The organism is uncultured Kordia sp. (genome assembly GCF_947489565.1).
Classification (GTDB): domain Bacteria; phylum Bacteroidota; class Bacteroidia; order Flavobacteriales; family Flavobacteriaceae; genus Kordia.
Genome location: NZ_CANLEA010000004.1, coordinates 141,606 through 159,369, shown reverse-complemented (window position 1 = coordinate 159,369; position 17,764 = coordinate 141,606). Strand labels below are relative to the sequence as shown.

Below are 17,764 nucleotides of genomic sequence, written 5' to 3'. Positions count from 1 at the left end.
CGGGTTTTTGTTAATAACTTATTACGATTGTTAATAAACACAGCTATTTTTTATTGTTTTTCTCTCGTATCAGTAAATATAAGGGTTACGAGACTTTTGCCTCTTTTTCGAAAGTAAAACCGTTCAATAAAGCGCTAATTTCCATGGAACGCTTCCCCGGAAGCTGTAAAATACTTACAATGATGTACCCTTCTTTTACCGCGATTTTGACTTCCTTTTTAGTGCTAATCACACTTCCAACAGGAATTGAATGCGATTCCAACACCTTTGCAACTTCATATATCTTTATATTATAGGTGTCCTCTCCATTATATAAAGTTGTCCAAGAAGCAGGATATGGACTCAAACCACGAATCTTATTATATATATTGTCTATAGTATCAGTCCAATCAATTTTACAAGTTTCTTTATGAATCTTATAAGCAGTCTTTACATCTTCTGAATTTGGCTGAATGGTCGTCGTAACTTCATCCTTTTCTATCTGTTGAACTGTTTTAACCACCAAACCGCTTCCAACATTCATCAACTTGTCATGTAAAGAACCTGCATTTTCTGTTGGGTCAATGTCAATTTCTTCCTGAAAAATCATCGCGCCCGTATCAATCTTTTCATCAATAAAGAAAGTTGTCACGCCCGTTTTTGTTTCTCCATTTATAATTGCCCAGTTAATGGGTGCTGCACCTCTATAATTAGGAAGTAAAGAAGCGTGCAAGTTAAAAGTTCCGTATTCGGGCATTTGCCAAACCACTTTGGGTAACATTCTAAAAGCAACTACGATTTGTAAGTTTGCGTTTAATGCTTTTAATTCGGCTACAAATGATTTTCGCTTCAAGTTGGTAGGTTGCAATACATTTAAGTTATGCTCCAACGCAAACTTTTTCACAGCCGATTGATGTAACTTGCGTCCACGACCTGCAGGTTTATCGGGCGCAGTAATGACACCAACCACATTATAATTGGCGTCCAACAATGCTTTTAATGTTGCAACCGCAAAATCGGGCGTACCCATAAAAACGATTCTCAAATCTCTCATATATTATATGGTATAAGTGTTTGTTTCTGTTAATTTAATTTTTTCTGCCTCCAAAAGTAATTGAATTATCTCTAATATGAGGTTTTCTCTGTAGGGTAAAACAACGCAAATTTCTGTTGAGGTCATCGGCTTTTGTCGCAATACTTTTAAAACATCATCTCTTACGAGTAATTGCAAATCATTATTTGGAGTTGCAGTTTTTTGAGTTTTACATACAGAGCAAATTCCGCAAGCAGTTTGTGTCTTTTCTCCAAAGTAGGAGAGAAGCTGAATATTTTTACAAGTTTCTGTATCTTTTATGTATTTGATGACAGCTTGCACACGTTTCTTTTTCAATTCATTTTGTTGTCGAACTTCTTTTGCGATCGGATGAATGGTTTTATCATCTTCACGTGCGACTAAAAAAGTGACTTCGGCATCGGTTTGCAATTCATCCAGAATAATGATTTCATCTTTTGCCAACTGCTGAATGGTCTCGTTAATTTTACCTTTTGGAATGCCTAACTTTTGAGCTAAGAAATGTGTGTTGATATTTATTTTCTGTTCAAAAGCACCGCCATACGTTCGTAAGATGGCTTGAGTAATTAAACTTACGTTCGCATTTTTATCTAAATAATTCATGAGATTGAATTGATCTACGATGAATTGTAAAGAAGTCTTCCGATGAAAGTTCTGCGAAAGCTGAATCACGCTATGTCTATCGAGTAATTGTAACGCTGTATACGTTTTTTGTGTTGGAAATTGATATGCTTTGCAAAATTCATAAAAAGCCAAGGCATGTTTGGTATCATAACCTTCACCGTAGGCAACTTGGAAGAAGCTACACAGTTTTCTAAACACAAGTTTTAAAAAATCGATGCTTGGTAAGTTATGAATAAACTGTTTTTGTAAAATATCAATATCATTGGCATCTGTTAGAATAATCGCGTTTGCATATTCGCCATTTCGTCCTGCACGACCCGCTTCTTGATAATAATTTTCCAAACTATCAGGCAATTGCACATGAATTACATTTTTTACATCAGGTTTGTCAATCCCCATTCCAAAAGCATTTGTGGCCACAATGGTTTGTACTTTTCCGCTCAACCATTTTTGGAGATTGCCTTTTTTTTCTTCTGACGAAAGTCCACCATGAAAAAATACACTCGTAAATCCTTTTCGTGAAAGTGCTTCATGAATACTGATGGTGCTTTTTCGATTGCGCGTATACACTATACATGATTGTGGATATTTGCGCAAAGTTTTTTCGATCGTCAAGATTTTGTGTTCAGTTTCTAACACGGTATACGCTAAATTTTCACGTGTAAACGACTGTTGAAACTTCTGAACCTCTTTTAAATGTAAACTTGCTTCAATATCATTGACAACCGTTGGCGTTGCAGTCGCAGTAAGTGCAATGCAAGGTATGTTTGGCAATAATTCACGTAAGGTATTGATGTTTTTATACGCTGGACGAAAATCGTTTCCCCATTGCGAAATACAATGCGCTTCATCAACAGCAATTAAATTGACAGGCATTTGCTTGATGCGTTCCTGAATGATTTCCTGCTGTAAACGTTCGGGCGATAAGTACAAAAACTTATAATCGCCATACATGCAATTGTCTAGCAAATCGCTCAGTTCAGTCGTTTTCAATCCGCCAGTTAAGGCAATTGCTTTAATTCCATTGGCTTTTAAATTCGCCACTTGATCTTGAATTAAGGCAACTAAGGGAGAAATCACAATACAAATTCCATCCATTGCCAAGGCAGGAATTTGAAAGCATACCGATTTTCCACCGCCAGTTGGTAATAAAGCTAAGGTATCTTTTTGTTGAATAACCGCGTTTATAATTTCTTCTTGCAAAGGACGAAACGAAGTATGTCCCCAATATTTTTCTAGAAGTGCAAGCGGTTTGGTCATTCGTGAGTATTAAGTGTATTTAGGATGAATGAAACACGTTCTGAAACCGTTCCGAAAGGGACATCAATTAGTTGATAACCATAACTTTCATACGCCGTTGTCAAATACTTCTGAATGGTTTCTGCCTGTTCAAAACTCTCGTAACGTTCATTGTCTTGCTCGTAAATTTCTTTCCACGGCGCTAGCATAAAAGCCACATCATACAAATGTTCTTTACAAGCATCTCTAAACATATCAGGATATTCATCTCCTGTATAATCCATGTATGCAGCTACATCCGGAATTCCACGGTCGTAAAAAGCGAACGAATTCTTGAGTGCTTCGGCATCTTTGAATTGTTGAATTCTACCTTTTAATAACAATTCGCTAAACAGCAAAGGTTGTGTTAAAAATAGTTGTTCAATGCCTTTCTTCTGTGCAGCAGCTGTTACTTCTCTCGAAATTTCATGGAAGCAAACATGTCCTTTTTCTTCCAAAGCTGTAATCAATGTAGATTTTCCTGTGCCAGGTCCACCAATAATAAGTACTCTTTTCGTGTTCAATCTGAATAATTTATGGGGTAAAATTACGCAAAATGATAGGAATATGAAATTTTTTGTTTTTGCTTGATGGTTCGATTGTAAAAGAAAATCACATAAATAAATTAATTCGTCTATACGGTTTTGTAAACCTATAAGAATGGAAAAACTCATAGATAATATTTTATTTATGTTTTATAAAAACGCAATTGATCTTTTATAAAACACCAATTACATTCCTTTTTTTATTGGCATCAACACATTTACTTTGATTCAACATTTATTCAAAATATGTACTGTCATAAAAAAATATTTCAAAAGAAAAAGGATGTTGAGTTAACGAGAAAAACTTCTACCCAAGTTCGGAAAACTAATAGAGCAATCTAAAACGAGAAAACAGCAAAACAATATTTCATTTTTAGTATGCGCTTAAAGAGAGTTTACAAAAATGGATTGCTAAGAATCAAACAAGAATATAGCTATATCACATTTAATATTAACATTAAAAAACACACATTATGAAAAAACAAAATTTAAAATCATTAAAGCTTAATAAGAGATTAGTTTCCAATTTTCAGTTTACACAATTAAAAGGAGGTTACAAAGGTACAGAAGATGTTACTAATTGTATGGGAGTTAATTGCCCAAATGAACAACCAAAAAGTCTTGATGGCTGTGACACTTTTGGAACACATACAAGTAGAAACCCTGAAGGAGGAGTACCTACTAATTGTGATGTTGGTGGTTAAAAAACGTTTTAAGCGAACTTCGGTTCGCTTTTTTTCTCTCTATTCTAAAAATACATATACATACAATTAGAAATGCTTTTAAAATATAACCATACCATATTTAATATTAAAATAATCATTATGAAAACAAAAAATAATTTCCTCTTAATAATATGCTTAATCTTAGTAAACTTTACTTATTCTCAAACAAATATATTTCCAGATGATGGGAATGTAGGTATTGGGACTATAACTCCAACAGCAAAAACAGATATTATTCTTCCTGAAGATGCAACAATGGAATCAGGTTTAAGAATAACGAGTCCATTTACATTTCTTGCTGGTAGTAATATAAATACATTATTACATCTACGAAAATCAGGATTTAACCAAGGCTCATATTTTAGTCAATTTGTAGTAAGAACTAATGGAAGAGTGGGAATAGGAGAGGAGAATCCCAATAGTAAGCTTCATGTCCATAATGGTAGAATTCAAATTACAGGAAACAATTCTTATGGCGGACCTATGATGGTCTTTGGAGGTGATGTCAGTGCTCCAAATGGTCAATGGGGAATAGAGTATATGTCTAACGGTGTTTCAGGACTTAATTTTTGGAAACCAGATGGAAGTACAAATGGAAATAATGGAGGTGGTTTTGGAAATCATTTTTTGTTCTTGGCAGATAACGGAAAAGTAAGTATTGGACTTGATCCAAATAATCCAAACAATTTCCCAAGAGCTACTTTATCGGGAGATTACAACTTATATGTAGGAAGAGGAATTTTAACTGAAAAAGTGAGAGTAGCCGTTAGATCAAGTGATGATTGGGCCGATTACGTTTTTAAAGATGATTACCATTTATTAACACTTTCTCAAGTCGAAAAACACATTCAAGAAAAAGGACATTTACCAAATGTTCCAAGCGCAGAAGAAATTGCAAATTCAGGAATTGATGTTGCTAAAATGGATGCCAAACTCATGGAAAAAATAGAAGAGCTAACACTTTATGTGATTCAACTTAAAAAGGAAAATGAAGAAATAAAAGCCTTATTAAAAAATAAAGACATCAAATAATATTGAGCAATTATGAAAACAACATATAAAATACAAGTTGTAATTTTCTTGCTCTTGTTTCAAGTTTCTTTTGGTCAAAATACCTCAAAAGAAGGTAGAGAGAATCCAAATGAACCCTATCAATTTATTTTGGGAGAAAATAATTTTACCGATATAAAAAAAGAAGGCTTAGAATTTTACAAAAAAAAGATTGAAACTTATGGAATTGAGCGAGTGGCAACAGAAGGTAGTCCATACATTGATTTTATGAGATTTATTTCAGATTGGGAAATAAAACTAGCAAGTTATGATTATAGTTTGAAACGTTATTTTTCTTCGTTAGATAGTAAATCAGATATTAAGGATTTACCTGTAAAAGGATGCGAATGGGAAGAATTTGGACCAGTAGTAAAATCTTCTGGAAGTCAATCAAATCCTACTACAGGAACTGAAACTCGTTTAAATGGAATAGGTCATACCGAATTTATTAGAATAGATATGAATGATCCATTAAGTATGTTAGTAGGATCTACATTTGGTGGTCTTTTTTATAGCAGTAATGGAGGTGAGTTATGGACTTGCGTTAGCGATAATTGGGATACTTCTGCAGTGGCATGGGCAGAATTTTCTGAAGCCTACCCTGGTACTATCGTGGCTGTTTCAACATTAGGAGGTGACCTTAATGGAAAATCTCATCGTTTAGGTGTTGATGGGGCAATTTTAATTTCTAGAGATTATGGGCAAACTTGGCGTAAATTACTATCTGCTGAAATAGTATCTTATGGTAAGATAAATAAAGTAATCTTTAATCCAGATAATCCAGACGAAATTTTTATTGCCAAGTCCAAAGGGTTATATAAGTATACCGATATTAATGATCCTAATAACCCGAATAATTTGGAAGAAGTATTTATTCCTTCATCTCCAAATGGTTTTAGTATGATTGAATGCCTCGATGTAGAAATTGTAAAATCTGACGAACTATTTCCAGATGGAAATTTTTTTGCAACTAGTTTTCAAATAATAGAAAATTTTGGTTCTGCAAGCGTCTCTAGTGTAAAGACGTATGTAACACAAAATGGTTGGCAAACAAGTCAAGAAGTATTTAGTTCCATTGAGAAAGAAGCAGCGACATTTGAATTTTCCCCATCTAATTTATCCTCAGCCGCAGATCCATACAAAGCAAAGATCCATTGCAATATTAAGACTAGCAATTTGAAACAAGTTTGGTCTTTACGATTGTTTAATCTTTCAGAAGATATGTTACAATCTGAAAGTGAAGGTTCATCAAATTTCGGTGCTTGTTTTGCTTTTGCTGTAAATCCATTTGATGATAAAAAAATTATTTATTCTTTTCAACTAGGATTATCTGGAACCAATAATGGTTTTGTTAATAATATAGGGAAACCTACAAATAGCGGACTACATGATGATAAAGAACATTTTTTATGGCATCCACATCCTCAACATCAAAATGAAGTATGGGTGGCGCATCATGGAGGCATATCCAAATCTGTTGATAATGGTGTAACATGGGAAAGTAAAGACTTAGGGCTAGGAGTTGGCATGGTTCAAAAGTTTGATCATAGTGAAAATGATCTGAATAAAATATTACTTTCTTTAGATCATGATGGTACTACCAGATTAAATAGTTCGTATAACCAACCGAACTTAACCCATGACTGGAATATGTTCTCTGGCATATCAGATGGAGTTGGTGCTACTATAATAGATGAGGATGAATATCAATTTTATTTTGCCAGTGGTCAAACAGGAACAACAGATTTTGTTTCGGCAAATTATTATGCTCCATCTGTAGATTTAGATTTTCCATCGGCTTATTCAACTAATTATAATGGATGGTATGAACCTGCTCAGGATGGAACTGTATTATATACGCATGGAGTGGAGAATAATGTTAACTTTGGGAATGTTTATAAAACTGAATTGATTCCTGGAGTTATTCCAACAACTAGAACCAAAATATCTAACTTTTCTCAATTTTTACCCAATGGTAACGACCTTGTACTAACACAACTAAGTGCTTCACAAAAAAATGATAATGTTCTATTTGCAAATGGTGTAGAATTTACTCCAAATGGAGGTAACCAAGTGTTGTTCTATTGCAATAAAGCTAATGATTCAGATCCTCAGGTAGCTATGAATAGCTGGGTTGAAATTAAAATGCCTTATGACACAGGACAGCCTATTATTAACACAGCGTTCGGAAGTGTAAAAGAGAGCCATTATATAGATGACAGGTATTATTTTACCACTAGCGGTAATACTGATGCTTCTTATTCAGAGTATAGAGCAGTTATGCTTGATATAAATAGTCAAGGAGATATGATATATACTGACATTACTGGTAATTTACCTAAATGTGGTGTTAAACATGCAAATGATTATAATATCGCCATTGAAAAAGGTACTCACGAAGGAATTTATGTGGTTCAAGATTGTGGTGTTTATTATTTACATGGAAGTGATTTAGATGCAGGAAACTACAACTGGACAATAGTAGGAACTGGTCTTCCTAATATTGAAAAAAGAGGTATAAAACCATACTATACACTAAATAAGTTGCGAGTAGGAACTTTTGGTAGAGGACTTTGGGAAGGATGTTTTGTTTGTCCAGAAGACGAAATATTTTATGAGTCTGGAACGTATGGTAACTCATATGTTTTTAAAGAAGCTCGTAGACAAATTCATTCAACTGCAACAATACAAGTTGAACAAAATGTGAAATACAGAGCTGGAGATTTTATTGATTTAAATCCAGATTTTATTGCTCAAAATGGAAGTGTATTTGATGCATTTATCCATCCCTGTGAACCTAACAGGTCAAATAGTTTTAAGGATGAGCCTATAAGTCCTTGGGAAAATTTAGTCTATAACTCAGATGAGAGTAAAAGTAGAACCTTAGAGGCTGCATCAGAAAGTCTTTCCTTGTTTCCAAATCCAGCCAAGGATATAACAACAATTTATCTTGAGAATTTTGATGGGCAATATCAGGTAGAAATAATTAATTTTCAAGGACAAAAAATTGAAACCTTTGAAATGAAAGCCCCAAAATTAGAGCTTGATGTAAGTAATTTGAGTAAAGGAGTTTATTTAATTAAAGTCTCGAACGGAGTACATACTCACACGGTTAAACTACTTAAGAAATAGACGAATTAATTACAAATGTAAGTGGATAATAAAAGCTTTGCTAGTCACTAGTTGCTTGGTTATGACTTCTTCTTGATATTAGTTTATTCCTACACAAAGGTAATTCTATCCGTTTTTTAAAAACAAGCAATTTCTACGGATAAAAAAACGAATAATGATAGCATCTTTGAATTGTTGTAAAGATCAAATAATGAAGTAGTTATTCTCTTCTTTGGTTTTTGCAGGCGTAACCCGAAAAGCCAATTTTAAATAGAGTAGGAAACTTTAAAATTATAAATTATGAACAATTTTGTTATAGCAACGAATTCAGACGGACGTGTAGAAGCTTTTTATATTGATGAAGCTAAAAACGTAGCGCATACTTGGCAGGTAGAAGTAGGAAATAAATTAGTATGGTCTCAAGCAGAGGCGCTTTTCGGAGTTGTAGGAGGTTCAAAGGTACCTCTAGCTGGAGCTGTGAGAGTAGCTGCAACAACGGATCTGCAAGGTCAAATTCAAGTAGTTGCTGTTACAGAAGCTGGCGAATATTTTATATGTTATCAAATAGATGGAGTATGGAATGGCTGGTTTCGAATTGAACAACAATAAATAAGATTATAATAGAATATAAATTTAGTTTAAAGACAGGTTGCATATAATACTTCAGTATTTTGCAATCTGTCTTTAGTTATTGTTTGAAGGAAATAATGTGAAATCATTAATAAAAGTGATCTATTACTACGATAGATTTTTTTAAGAGTTTATTTACTTCCGTTAGATTCGAAATTCACACCTTTATATGTGAAAACAATTCAAGCTAACTCAAATTTCTCTTTTTTGTGAAGGAGAACTCCAGTTTTTAGTTTTCATAATCGTTTTTACTTCGTCGTAGGATAACGGATAAAAGTCATGACAATCAACACCAATATCAAAACACAAACGATCTTCTAAGTCTGGTAAATTACCGTGGCTATGTCCATATAAATGCCAACTTCCTCTCGAATCACTTCTCCACACGCGCATGGCATAATGAAATAGAATGATGTTCTGATATCCGTTTTTACAATCAGCATCTTTCACCTTCAATTCAAAATAATCTTTTATCCAAACAAATTTATCAGGGTTTTGTAGTGCTGGCTTTTCATGATTTCCCACAATTAAATGAATCTTTCCATTCAATTGATCTAAAATAGAAGCAATATTTTCCTTGTAACCATAACCAAAATCTCCTAAATGATATACAGAATCATTCTTTTTAATTTTTTCATTCCACCTTTCAATTAGTACTTGATTCATTTCCCGAACATCTTCAAATGGACGATTACAGAATTTTATAATATTATCATGCCCAAAATGATGATCGGATGTAAAAAATAGTTTCCCCATTCTTGTTTTTTTATCAAATTAAATCAAAAAATCTTGATTCTAGAGTTTTTAAAACGAAAGTGATTTAAAATTCAATACAAATCATCTTATAAATAACCTTTTGCAAGTCGTGAAACTTTACCTACATTTGAAATATACCACTTTACCTATGAAAACTAACATTACCTACATTTTATCTTTATTCTTTATGCTCAATAGTTTTGCACAATCGTACACATCGTATCGAACAGGAAGCGCAACAAGTATTGAGGTTATTCCGTTAGGCGGATCGTGTCTCATGGGCGGCGCATCCGAGTCAGATGAAGCCATGCAATGGTTTTTACAACGTGCCAATGGAGGCGATGTTTTAGTACTTCGCGCCAGTGGGTCTGATGGTTATAACAATTATATGTATTCAGATTTGGGTGTAACGGTGAATTCTGTGGAAACGATTGTTTTTAATAACAGTACCGCAAGTACTGATGCCTACGTGCTTCAAAGAATTCAAGAAGCAGAAGCCATTTGGTTTGCTGGTGGCGATCAGTGGAATTATGTGTCGTATTGGAGAGATACAGAAGTACAAAATCTAATTAATCATGCCATAAATTTTGAAAATTTAGCCATTGGAGGAACGAGTGCAGGAATGGCAATTTTAGGCAGATTCTATTTTTCTGCTGAAAACGGAACAATTACTTCTGCACAAGCCTTGGCGAATCCGTACGCAACAAATCTGACAGTTCCGAATACACCTTTTTTAGGCAATTGGTTTTTGAATGATGTCATTACTGATACACATTATGATGATCCAGATCGTAGAGGTCGCCATACTACATTTTTAGCACGCATACTAATAGATTATGGAAGTGCAGGTTTTGTAAATGTAAAAGGAATTGCGTGTGATGAATATACAGCAGTTTGTATTGATGAAAATGGTGGCGCAAGAGTTTTTGGCGATTATCCATCTTTTGATGACAATGCCTATTTTATTCAGGCAAATTGCGAACTTACAGACATGACTCCTGAAATCTGTGAACCCAACATACCACTAGACTGGAATAGAGGAGGAGAAGCGTTAAAAGTATACAAAGTAAAAGGAACCACAGAAGGAAGTAATGCGTTCGATTTAACGGATTGGCGTACTGGAACTGGCGGAACTTGGGAACATTGGTCTGTAAATAACGGAACACTTGTAACGCAACCGGGCACGCAAATCAATTGTATATTAAGTGTAGATGAGGTAGCGGAAGCTGCATTGCAAATCTTTCCAAATCCTGTAAAAGATCAACTTTCTATAATTTCTGAAAAGCCATTGCAAACGATTATTTTACTGGATAGTTTTGGGCGAATTGTACTGCAAAAAGAACTCTCAAATGTACGTGAAACAACGGTTAATGTAGCACAACTAAGTTCAGGAACGTATTTTTTGAAAGTTCAAGTAAACAATACCATCACAATCAAAAAAGTAATAAAATAGAAGAAACTGCAAAAGTTTTCTAAGAAGCAGTATCTTTGCCGTTCACTAAGAAAAAACGAGAGCATGAGTTTAAAAAACGACCCTGAAGCGTTTTATGCAAAACTAAAAATACAATTAGAAGATACCACACAGTTTCCAGCATTATACATGTACAAATTCATTGTGCCTTCTAGTGATGAAAAAATAAAAGAAGTACACCAAATTTTTGATAATCTTGGTGCCGTAATTGATACTAAGAAGTCTTCAAAAGGAACGTATACAAGCGTTACTATTACTGCAAAGATGAAAAGTGCAGACGCCGTTATTGAAAAATATAAGGAAGCAAGTCAGGTAGAAGGTATAATTTCTCTATAACTACGAAGTTATCTAGATTTTTTTTACTATTTTGCAATCACAAAATAATCTTCACACGAACTTTATTTTACTTCAATAACATACCTTACAAATACATTTTATTTTGATTGAGCAGCTAGAGTATAATACAGAACGTCATAGATTGATTATTCCTGAGTATGGACGTCATATTCAAAAAATGATCAACATTGCCGTAGCTACAGAAGATGCAGCAGAGCGAAACAAGCAAGCAAAAGCCATTATTGGTGTTATGGGAAATTTACAACCACATTTACGTGATGTGCCTGATTTCCAACATAAATTATGGGATCAATTATTCATCATGTCCGATTTTAAATTGGATGTAGATTCGCCATTTCCAAAGCCTTCTAAAGAAGTATTGCAAGAACGTCCAAATCCACTTGGATATCCACAAAACTTTCCAAAATATCGTTTCTATGGAAATAATATCAAGCGAATGATTGATGTGGCAAACAGCTGGGAAGAAGGCGAAATGAAAGAAGCTTTAGAGTTTGCAATCGCCAATCATATGAAAAAATGTTACCTAAACTGGAACAAAGACACTGTTGAAGATTATGTAATCTTTAAGCATTTGTTTGAGTTGAGCGATGGAAAAATTGACTTAGCAGCTAAAGAGGAAGACTTATCAGATTCTTCAAATCTTTTGAAACAAAAGAAAAAGTTTTCGAACAAAAATCAACAACAACGAAATAATAAAAATCGTAACAACAGAAAACGTTACTAACAAAATTCATTATCATATTTTATGGGGACTTTTAAGATTGAAGGTGGTCATCAGTTAAAAGGAAGTATTCAACCACAAGGTGCAAAAAATGAAGCATTGCAGATTTTGTGTGCAGTTTTATTGACACCTGAAAAAGTGACAATTAGTAATATTCCTGACATTGTTGACGTCAATAAATTAATCATGCTTTTAGGAAACTTAGGCGTGAAAACTCAAAAAAACGGACCAGGATCCTATACGTTTCAGGCCGATGATATCAATCTTAAATATCTAGAGTCAGAACAATTTAAAGAAGAAGGACGCGGACTTCGCGGTTCTATCATGATTGTTGGCCCTTTATTAGCACGTTTTGGAAAAGGATATATTCCGAAGCCTGGAGGAGATAAAATTGGTCGTAGAAGACTCGATACACACTTTGAAGGTTTTATAAAACTCGGTGCAAAGTTTAGATACAATAGAGAAGATTATTTCTATGGAGTAGAAGCAGAAAAATTGCAAGGAACGTACATGCTTTTGGATGAAGCTTCTGTAACTGGAACTGCTAATATTGTCATGGCAGCTGTTTTAGCTGAAGGAACTACAACCATCTATAACGCTGCTTGTGAGCCGTATTTACAGCAATTGTGTAAAATGCTGAACCGAATGGGCGCAAAAATTAGCGGAGTTGGTTCAAACTTATTACGTATTGAAGGTGTTGAAGAATTAGGCGGAACAGAACATAGAATGCTTCCAGACATGATTGAGATTGGAAGTTGGATTGGATTGGCAGCAATGACACGAAGCGAACTAACAATCAAAAATGTAAGTTGGGACGATTTAGGTCAAATTCCAGATGTATTCAGAAAATTAGGAATCACAGTAGAACGTCAAGGAGATGATATTCATGTTCCTGCACATGCTGATGGGTACGAAATTCAAAACTATATTGATGGTTCTATCTTAACCATTGCCGATGCGCCTTGGCCAGGATTTACACCAGATTTATTAAGTATCATATTGGTGGTAGCTACGCAAGCACGCGGAAGTGTTTTAATTCATCAAAAAATGTTTGAAAGCCGTTTATTCTTTGTAGATAAACTAATTGATATGGGTGCAAAAATCATTCTTTGTGATCCGCATAGAGCCAGTGTAATTGGTCATGACTTTAAATCACAGTTAAAAGCTACGACAATGGTTTCTCCAGATATTAGAGCGGGAATCTCATTATTAATCGCGGCTTTATCTGCCAAAGGGACTTCCACAATTCACAATATTGAACAAATTGATAGAGGTTACGAAAATATAGACGAACGTTTACGTGCTATTGGAGCAAAGATTGTACGTTTGTAACTAAACTCGTTTCAAAAAAATATAGGAATGAATCATTTTATGAAGATAAGATGATTCATTTTTTTATGGAAATATGTGAACTATTACACTTTCGTGATCATAATTTCTACACGTCTATTTGCACCACGATCACGTGTTCCTTTTTCTGGAAAGCGAAGCGGTAATTTAAAACCATAGCCTTTATAACTAAGGCGTTCTCTAGAAATTCCTCTGTTAATAAGGTATTTGTAAATAAAATGTGCCCTGTCTACAGAAAGCGTTTCCATGCCGGTGTCACTATTTAACGCATCAGAATCGTCGTTTCCGCCACAACAAACATGACCTTGTACTTCTACATGAATATTTCTGTTTTTCTTTAAAAAGCGAACCAGTTTTTCAAGTTCTTTTTTGGATGATTGTACAAGCGAAACTCTTCCAGTTTTAAAATTGATTTTTCCCATAGAATACGAAGTGCCTACACGTAATTTTTTAACTGGAACTACGTATATACTTTGTTTTTTCTTGACAATTTTTGGTTTGTGATCATTTTTAGAAACAACAATAGATACCTTTCGATGCATTTTAACACCAACACGCTCGTTTCGTTTCTCTTCTTCAGTAGGCAATTCACCTTTAGCTTCTTTCTCAATAGAATTAATTAACGAATTGTAATTGTCTTTAAGGAAGGTTGTGACAGAAGTCGCTCTGCTTTTTGATAATTTAAGGTTGAAATTTTCGGTATCTACAAAATCAGTATAGCCTTTAACAACAAAATTGTAGGTTGTTGTGCTATCTAAATCTGCAAGTTCTTGATTTATTTTTTTAGCATGTTTGGTAGATACTGTAAACTTTCCGGAATCGAAATAAATATCAAACGCAATATCTTGCGCATTACAAAAACTGATACTACACAACAATATGATAAGTAGTTGTCTCATGGGTTACCTTTTGGGATCAAAAAGGTACAAAATTATATCAAAAAATAAGGGTAACTAAATAATTAGTTACCCTTACCAGTCTTAAAAATGGTTTTTTTGAATCTAATACACCTAATTTAGATTCTGTAATATAACCTTATTAACAACATGAATTACACCATTCATTGTCTGAACGTCAATGACAAAAGTCACTGGTTCTATTGTGATAGTTCATAGAATCATTTAAATTCTATCAACTTTTTAATTGTCAAAATATTGAGTATAGAACTAATTCGGAAATCGTTCTTTAGTTGTATACTATTCTAAACTTGGTAAAATTACTTTATCAATAGCGTGAATTACTCCATTCACTGCCTGAACGTCTGTTACTATAATATTACCAGTTCTTCCGTTTAAATCAGTAAACGTTGCACCGTTAGTAGTGTTGATTGTAAAATCAGCTCCTAATGTGCTTACCATCATACCATCAGTTAAAGTAGATGCTAAAACATTTGCTTGTGCTACAACATGTGTGTTTAAAGTAGCTTCTAAAGTAGCTGTTGGAATATCAGCTAAAGAATTTACACCATCTAACTCAGCTACTAAATCAGTAAATGCTTGATCTGTTGGAGCAAATACAGTAAATGGAGCTGGAGAAGTCTTTGTACTTAGTGTTGCCACATACGTAAAAGAACTTTCTCTTGTCAATGCTGCTACTAAAGATCCAAAAGTTGAATCTGCTGTTGCAAATGTTACTACAGTAGGTAAATCAATTACTGAGTTTACAGCATGAATTACACCATTATCAACAGAAACATTGGCTGTTGTCACAGTAGAAACTCCATTTAAAACCACACCATTACTTGTATTTACATACATGCTTAATGTGTTTTCAGTTGTAGCTTCTATAGCTAATGTTTTAATGTATCCTGTACTTAAATCTGAAGAAGTGTTGATTCCACTAACAACATGATTTAATAAAACTTGTGTTAAAACATCCGTTGGCACTGCTTCTAAATTAGCAAAACCATTAGCTGTTAAAAATGCGTCAAATGCAGCATTGTTTGGAGCAAACACTGTGTAATCAGTTGTTCCTGCCAATACTCCAGTTAAGCCTGCTCTGTCAAGTGCAGCTCCCAAAGAACTAAAATCAGAATTTGCAGCTACAAAATCTGCGATAGTGTTACTCGGGGCAACTACGTTATTATCATCATCGCTACACGAGGTTAGGGTGAATAATGAGATAACAAAAGCGACAAGGATAAATGTTTTTTTCTTTTTCATAACAATTTATTGCTTTTTGTGATTAATTGTTTTTAACGATCACACAAATATAATTATTTTGTTTAAACAAAATTAAAAATAGTTAAACAAAAATGTTAATTGTTTGTTAAATAAGGTAAAACGTTAAACAAAATACGGTTTGTTTTAGCTCTCAATTCCGCTCTTGTAGGTTGCTAAACAGCGTTCACGCGCATGCTTATGTTCCACAATTTGAGTTGGATATGTAAATTCTTGATAATCGGGAACCCATTTTTTAATATAGACATGTGCTTTATCAAATTTTTGAACTTGCGAAGTCGGATTGAAAATTCGGAAATATGGAGAAGAATCGCAGCCAGTTCCGGCAACCCATTGCCAATTTCCAACATTTTGTGCCAAATCAAAATCCAATAGTTTTTTAGCAAAATAAGCTTCGCCCCATCTCCAATCAATTAATAAATGTTTGCATAAAAAGCTGGCGGTAACCATTCGAACTCTATTGTGCATATATCCAGATTCATTGAGTTCGCGCATGCCAGCATCAACAATTGGATATCCAGTTTTTCCTTCACACCATGCTTTATAATCGGCTTCATTATTGCGCCACTTGATGCCATCATATTTTGATTTGAAATTGTTTGTGACAGATTTAGGAAAATGCCATAGAATTTGCATAAAGAATTCTCTCCAAATCAATTCTTTTAAGAATGTATTTTCTTCTGATAACAATCCGTTTTGCACACATTGTCGTACACTGACTGTTCCAAAACGCAAATGTGGACTTAATTTAGAAGTACCTTCAATAGCTGGAAAGTTTCGAGTTGCTTCATAATTTTCAATGATATTCTCGGCCATTGTATACGGAAGTACTTTAATGGAAGAAGTCGTAAACCCAATTTCTTCAATGGATGGAAAGTCAAACGATAACTTTGCAAAATTTCCATAATGCGCAGCACAATCAACGCTTTTATAGTCGCTATCCTTAAGTGCTGCCAACCATTTTTTTGAATATGGTGTGTATACCGTATATGGTTTTCCGTCTGCTTTTACAATATCACCACGTTCAAATATCACTTGATCTTTGAAACTGTGAAATGCAATGTTTTTTGTAGTCAAAAATTCTGTTACTTGTGTATCTCTTGCAATCGCATACGGTTCGTAATCGTGATTGGTGTATACAGCAGTAATATTGAATTCTTCACTGATTTTACGGAAAATTTCAAGAGGATTTCCATGTTGTACCATCAGCGAAACACCATAGCTTTTTTGAAGCGTAGTGTGTATTTTTTCTAATGCTGAATGAATAAAAGTAACACGGGCATCGTCTTTTGGTAATTTATCCAAAATGTCTTTGTCAAATATAAACAGCGGAATGACTTTATCACCAGAAGTTAAAGCTTTGTGTAAACCAATATTATCTTCGATTCGTAAGTCTCTTCGATGCCAAAAAATCGCGTAATTATCCTTCATAGGTTCCAAAGAGTTCAGTTAATTTTTTAGTTCGGTATTCAAATATTTCTTTCAGTTTTGGCTTCACTAAAATAGGATGCATCAATCGTCCCAAGAAGCCAAGCGGAATTTTATAATCAATAATATCTTCCATTTCTACACCACCAGGAATTTCTTTTATAAAATGCTTGTGATGCCACATAGAATAAGGTCCATAACGTTGTTCATCAACAAAGTAATGCTGGTGTTCAACATGTGTAATTTCGGTCACCCAATGAGTTTTAATATTAAAAACGGGCGTTACAATATATTGTATAATTTGACCTGGATACATTTTCCCAAGATTTTCCGTAAGAATGTCAAAACGCATATACGCAGGTGTAATGGTCTTTAAGTTTTTTGGATCCGATAAAAAATCCCATGCCTCTTCAAGAGATATGGGAAAGTTTTGTTTGCTGTGTAGTCTGTACACAATTCCTTTCGTGCTAAATTTTTGCATAAAACA

At 34.1% G+C, this 17,764-nt stretch carries 16 protein-coding genes; 8 read left to right on the top strand and 8 right to left on the bottom strand.

Features of this window, described 5'->3' with window-relative positions; all coding sequences use genetic code 11:
* Positions 1-85 precede the first annotated feature (85 nt).
* Genes fmt through Q0845_RS06700 form a run of 3 tightly spaced genes read right to left on the bottom strand, consistent with a single transcriptional unit; the run spans position 86 to position 3,477 of the window.
* On the bottom strand, positions 86-1,033 hold the full coding sequence (gene fmt, locus Q0845_RS06710) for a methionyl-tRNA formyltransferase (RefSeq protein WP_298511011.1): 948 nt from the start codon (positions 1,031-1,033) through the stop codon (positions 86-88).
* A 3-nt stretch (positions 1,034-1,036) separates the two neighbouring features.
* Entirely contained in the window at positions 1,037-2,935 is a 1,899-nt protein-coding gene (locus tag Q0845_RS06705; RefSeq protein WP_298511009.1) for an ATP-dependent DNA helicase RecQ, read from the bottom strand.
* Positions 2,932-3,477: an ATP-binding protein gene (locus tag Q0845_RS06700; protein ID WP_298511007.1), complete on the bottom strand. Its 546-nt coding sequence runs from the start codon at positions 3,475-3,477 to the stop codon at positions 2,932-2,934. The genes Q0845_RS06705 and Q0845_RS06700 overlap by 4 nt, the downstream gene beginning before the upstream one ends.
* A 494-nt stretch (positions 3,478-3,971) precedes the next feature.
* Between Q0845_RS06700 and Q0845_RS06695 the strand changes: the two genes are divergently transcribed.
* The 4 genes from Q0845_RS06695 to Q0845_RS06680 all read left to right on the top strand — a co-directional run bounded on the left by Q0845_RS06695 (position 3,972) and on the right by Q0845_RS06680 (position 8,993).
* Entirely contained in the window at positions 3,972-4,202 is a 231-nt protein-coding gene (locus tag Q0845_RS06695; protein ID WP_298511004.1) for a hypothetical protein, read from the top strand.
* A gap of 120 nt (positions 4,203-4,322) precedes the next feature.
* A complete protein-coding gene (locus tag Q0845_RS06690) occupies positions 4,323-5,255 on the top strand; it encodes a hypothetical protein (RefSeq protein WP_298511002.1) in 933 nt (310 codons plus the stop codon).
* 12 nt (positions 5,256-5,267) lie between these two features.
* Positions 5,268-8,405 carry a T9SS type A sorting domain-containing protein gene (locus tag Q0845_RS06685; RefSeq protein ID WP_298511000.1) on the top strand — a complete coding sequence of 1,046 codons (3,138 nt, stop codon included), beginning with the start codon at positions 5,268-5,270 and terminating at the stop codon, positions 8,403-8,405.
* Between the two features lie 279 nt (positions 8,406-8,684).
* A complete protein-coding gene (locus tag Q0845_RS06680; protein ID WP_298510998.1) occupies positions 8,685-8,993 on the top strand; it encodes a hypothetical protein in 309 nt (102 codons plus the stop codon).
* 213 nt (positions 8,994-9,206) lie between these two features.
* Here the strand turns inward: Q0845_RS06680 and Q0845_RS06675 are convergent, their stop codons facing one another.
* On the bottom strand, positions 9,207-9,770 hold the full coding sequence (locus Q0845_RS06675; RefSeq protein WP_298510996.1) for a metallophosphoesterase family protein: 564 nt from the start codon (positions 9,768-9,770) through the stop codon (positions 9,207-9,209).
* Between the two features lie 148 nt (positions 9,771-9,918).
* Here Q0845_RS06675 and Q0845_RS06670 point away from each other — a divergent pair, with 148 nt between their 5' ends.
* The 4 genes from Q0845_RS06670 (at position 9,919) to murA (ending at position 13,651) form a co-directional block, all read left to right on the top strand.
* Positions 9,919-11,223, top strand: a complete 1,305-nt coding sequence (locus Q0845_RS06670; RefSeq protein WP_298510994.1) for a T9SS type A sorting domain-containing protein — start codon at positions 9,919-9,921, stop codon at positions 11,221-11,223.
* A 63-nt stretch (positions 11,224-11,286) separates the two neighbouring features.
* Complete coding sequence (locus Q0845_RS06665) at positions 11,287-11,577, top strand: DUF493 family protein (protein ID WP_298510992.1); 291 nt, start codon at positions 11,287-11,289, stop codon at positions 11,575-11,577.
* Positions 11,578-11,680: 103 nt separating this feature from the next.
* The gene (locus tag Q0845_RS06660) at positions 11,681-12,322 is read left to right on the top strand and encodes a DUF4290 domain-containing protein (RefSeq protein WP_298510989.1); all 642 of its coding nucleotides are present in this window, start codon (positions 11,681-11,683) and stop codon (positions 12,320-12,322) included.
* Positions 12,323-12,343: 21 nt separating this feature from the next.
* Positions 12,344-13,651: a UDP-N-acetylglucosamine 1-carboxyvinyltransferase gene (gene murA / locus Q0845_RS06655; protein ID WP_298510987.1), complete on the top strand. Its 1,308-nt coding sequence runs from the start codon at positions 12,344-12,346 to the stop codon at positions 13,649-13,651.
* An 83-nt stretch (positions 13,652-13,734) separates the two neighbouring features.
* Here the strand turns inward: murA and Q0845_RS06650 are convergent, their stop codons facing one another.
* The 4 genes from Q0845_RS06650 to Q0845_RS06635 form a co-directional block, all read right to left on the bottom strand.
* Positions 13,735-14,568 carry an OmpA family protein gene (locus Q0845_RS06650; RefSeq protein ID WP_298510985.1) on the bottom strand — a complete coding sequence of 278 codons (834 nt, stop codon included), beginning with the start codon at positions 14,566-14,568 and terminating at the stop codon, positions 13,735-13,737.
* A gap of 297 nt (positions 14,569-14,865) precedes the next feature.
* The gene (locus tag Q0845_RS06645) at positions 14,866-15,831 is read right to left on the bottom strand and encodes a fasciclin domain-containing protein (RefSeq protein WP_298510983.1); all 966 of its coding nucleotides are present in this window, start codon (positions 15,829-15,831) and stop codon (positions 14,866-14,868) included.
* A 144-nt stretch (positions 15,832-15,975) separates the two neighbouring features.
* Positions 15,976-17,280, bottom strand: coding sequence for a deoxyribodipyrimidine photo-lyase (locus Q0845_RS06640; protein ID WP_298510981.1), 1,305 nt, complete (start codon positions 17,278-17,280; stop codon positions 15,976-15,978).
* A complete protein-coding gene (locus Q0845_RS06635) occupies positions 17,270-17,758 on the bottom strand; it encodes an SRPBCC family protein (RefSeq protein ID WP_298510979.1) in 489 nt (162 codons plus the stop codon). The genes Q0845_RS06640 and Q0845_RS06635 overlap by 11 nt, the downstream gene beginning before the upstream one ends.
* Positions 17,759-17,764 lie beyond the last annotated feature (6 nt).

Bases quoted from the DNA above. Each gene is read 5' to 3' on its own strand.
- fmt (WP_298511011.1), bottom strand. From the start codon at position 1,033: ATGAGAGATTTGAGAATCGTTTTTATGGGTACGCCCGATTTTGCGGTT.
- Q0845_RS06705 (WP_298511009.1), bottom strand. From the start codon at position 2,935: ATGACCAAACCGCTTGCACTTCTAGAAAAATATTGGGGACATACTTCG.
- Q0845_RS06695 (WP_298511004.1), top strand. From the start codon at position 3,972: ATGAAAAAACAAAATTTAAAATCATTAAAGCTTAATAAGAGATTAGTT.
- Q0845_RS06690 (WP_298511002.1), top strand. From the start codon at position 4,323: ATGAAAACAAAAAATAATTTCCTCTTAATAATATGCTTAATCTTAGTA.
- Q0845_RS06685 (WP_298511000.1), top strand. From the start codon at position 5,268: ATGAAAACAACATATAAAATACAAGTTGTAATTTTCTTGCTCTTGTTT.
- Q0845_RS06680 (WP_298510998.1), top strand. From the start codon at position 8,685: ATGAACAATTTTGTTATAGCAACGAATTCAGACGGACGTGTAGAAGCT.
- Q0845_RS06675 (WP_298510996.1), bottom strand. From the start codon at position 9,770: ATGGGGAAACTATTTTTTACATCCGATCATCATTTTGGGCATGATAAT.
- Q0845_RS06670 (WP_298510994.1), top strand. From the start codon at position 9,919: ATGAAAACTAACATTACCTACATTTTATCTTTATTCTTTATGCTCAAT.
- Q0845_RS06665 (WP_298510992.1), top strand. From the start codon at position 11,287: ATGAGTTTAAAAAACGACCCTGAAGCGTTTTATGCAAAACTAAAAATA.
- murA (WP_298510987.1), top strand. From the start codon at position 12,344: ATGGGGACTTTTAAGATTGAAGGTGGTCATCAGTTAAAAGGAAGTATT.
- Q0845_RS06650 (WP_298510985.1), bottom strand. From the start codon at position 14,568: ATGAGACAACTACTTATCATATTGTTGTGTAGTATCAGTTTTTGTAAT.
- Q0845_RS06645 (WP_298510983.1), bottom strand. From the start codon at position 15,831: ATGAAAAAGAAAAAAACATTTATCCTTGTCGCTTTTGTTATCTCATTA.
- Q0845_RS06640 (WP_298510981.1), bottom strand. From the start codon at position 17,280: ATGAAGGATAATTACGCGATTTTTTGGCATCGAAGAGACTTACGAATC.
- Q0845_RS06635 (WP_298510979.1), bottom strand. From the start codon at position 17,758: ATGCAAAAATTTAGCACGAAAGGAATTGTGTACAGACTACACAGCAAA.